The organism is Kitasatospora sp. NPDC091257, assembly GCF_044757675.1.
Lineage (GTDB): Bacteria > Actinomycetota > Actinomycetes > Streptomycetales > Streptomycetaceae > Kitasatospora > Kitasatospora lactacystinica.
The window spans coordinates 1-2,195 of the sequence record NZ_JBIVVI010001371.1 but is presented as its reverse complement, the minus strand read 5'-3'; the positions used below and the strand labels follow the sequence as shown (position 1 = coordinate 2,195).

The 2,195-nt window shown below is 73.6% G+C and carries 2 protein-coding genes and 1 pseudogene; 2 read left to right on the top strand and 1 reads right to left on the bottom strand.

From position 1 onward, the window contains the following. Nucleotides 1-155: 155 nt before the first annotated feature. Together ACIQOV_RS38395 and ACIQOV_RS38390 are read left to right on the top strand one after the other, a co-directional pair. Nucleotides 156-782 carry a CBS domain-containing protein gene (locus ACIQOV_RS38395; protein ID WP_359904120.1) on the top strand — a complete coding sequence of 209 codons (627 nt, stop codon included), beginning with the start codon at nt 156-158 and terminating at the stop codon, nt 780-782. Nucleotides 783-922: 140 nt separating this feature from the next. Then, entirely contained in the window at nt 923-1,573 is a 651-nt protein-coding gene (locus ACIQOV_RS38390) for a beta-glucanase (protein ID WP_359903956.1), read from the top strand. An 84-nt stretch (nt 1,574-1,657) separates the two neighbouring features. On the opposite strand, the pseudogene ACIQOV_RS38385 reads toward ACIQOV_RS38390, so the two are convergent. Then, nucleotides 1,658-2,195, bottom strand: a pseudogene (locus ACIQOV_RS38385) (hypothetical protein); the annotation flags it as partial.

Genomic DNA, 2,195 nt, shown 5'->3' with positions numbered 1-2,195 from the left:
GGCCCAAGGTCCCACCCGTTCGGCCCCTTGGCCCCTGGCGATCGGGGCCGCCGCGAGCGATGCTGCCGGTACCGGCCGGGACGATCCGCGTCCGGTCGGAGCAGGATCGTTGGACGAGGTGAACCGGCGTGCGGCATGCCACCGTCGAATCCGTGATGACCAGCCCCGTCGTCCTGGTCTCCCCCGAGACCGGATTCCGGGAGATCGTGACGCTGCTGAGCGAGTACGACATCACCGGCGTGCCGGTGGTGGACCCGGAGGCGCGCCCGCTCGGCGTGGTCTCGGAGGCCGACCTGCTGCGGACTCTGGCCGCGCAGGAGGACCCGGCCAGCCTGCTGCCCGCGCCCGAGTCGGCGCAGGCCGGCCCGAACGGCGAGGTGACCGCGGCCGATCTGATGACGGCGCAACCGGTCTGCACCACACCGGACACCAGCATCGTCGCGGCGGCGCGGCTGATGAGCCGGCACGGCCTGAAGCGGCTGCCGGTGCTGGACGAGGAGGGGCGGGTCATCGGCATGGTCAGCCGCGGCGACCTGCTGCGGGTGTTCCTGCGCGAGGACGTGGTGATCCGGCGCGAGATCGTCGAGGAGGTGCTCGGCCGGATCGACGGGGTCAGCCCGGCGCAGGTCGGGGTGGAGGTCAACCAGGGGCGGGTGGTGCTCAGCGGCACCGTGCCCGAGCAGCACCTGGTGCCGATCGTGCTCAACCTGTGCCGCTCGGTGGACGGGGTGGTCTCGGTGACCGACCGGCTCGGGGCCGAAGGGGCGGCGCCGGTCGGCTGACCGGCCGCGCCGTCCCCGATTCGCACGTTCGTCCCGGACCCGAACGATCCGCTTCGCATACTGCGGAGGGTATCGGGTAACTCACCCTGTGTGCCCGTCAGTGCGGACTGCCGGGACGGCGGAGTTTCGGGGAGGCGGCCGTGGCAGTCGTGTTCGACGCGGACTTCACTTCGACCAGTCAGTGGATCGCCGGGCGCAGCAGCGCCTATCCCCGGATGGGGCCGACCAACCGGAGCGACCACAAACTCGACTACCTCAACCGCGACTACTGCCCCGACGGCGTGTTCGCGGCGGTCCGGCGGCACAGCGGCGGGCTGTGGAGCTGCAACCTGCTGACCACCGAGGGCAGTCCGGACGGCTTCCAGCTCCGTGCCGGGGACGTGCTGTCGGCGAGCGTGACACTGCCCGTCGAACTGGGTGCCTGGCCGGCGATCTGGACCTGGCGGGACGGCGGCAACGAGGTGGACGTCTTCGAGTACCACCCGGACAACCCCGACCTGCTGGAGATCTCCAATCACGTTCGGGGCGGCTACCGGTACTGGCACGGCGCGGGCTCCGGGATCGGGCCGGGGGCGACCTTCGATCTGCGGGTGGTGCTCGGCGCGAACTCGGTGGACTGGTACGTGGAGGACGAGCTGGTCTACGCGGACCTGCACGGCGTCGGGTCCGGGTGGCACGCGTACCTGATCGTCAACATGTCGGTGGCGGACGGGACGTACCACGACCGGCCGCCCTACGGCGGGCCGGACCGGCTCAGCTGGGTCTGCCGCGGCCTCCGGGTCGAGCGCTGAGCGGGCGGGCGCTGAGCGGGCGGGCGGGCTCACGGGTGCCCGAGGTGACGGCGCTCCGTGGGGCTCCTACGGCTCGTGGGGTGCCTACGGTTCGCGGGGTGCGAAGGCGGCGGTGATCGGGCCGCGCGGGGCGTACCCGCCGCGCGGGTCGAGCGGGGTGAGCAGGGTGTGCGGATCGCGTGGGCCGTACAGGCCCTGCGGACCGTTCTGGCCGTTGTGGCCGTACAGGCCGTTCGCGCCCGGTGGGCCGGGCCGGCCGGAACGCTGGAACCAGACCGCCCGGCGGTGCGGGCCGATGTGGGCGGGGTCGGTCACGTACAGGTCGTCGCGCGGGGCTCGCTCGTTGCCCGGGGCGAGCGCCGCGTCCACGGCGCGGTCGGCGATCGCGCGCAGCAGCGCGGCGGCGGTGGTCTCGGCGGCGGCCGGCGCGATGGCGAGGGCGGTGAGCTCGACCCAGAGCGCGGTGGTGACGTAGCCGATCGGGGAGTGGCCGAGCGCCGGGACGGGGCGCGGGTCCGGGTGGCGCCGCAGCACCCCGGCGGCGACGAGTTGCTCGGGGGAGCGGTCGTCGTCCGGTGGTCGGAAGGCCGTGGGTGGCTGGTGAGCCGTGGGCCACTGGGGG

Bases quoted from the DNA above. Each gene is read 5' to 3' on its own strand.
- ACIQOV_RS38395 (WP_359904120.1), top strand. From the start codon at position 156: ATGACCAGCCCCGTCGTCCTGGTCTCCCCCGAGACCGGATTCCGGGAG.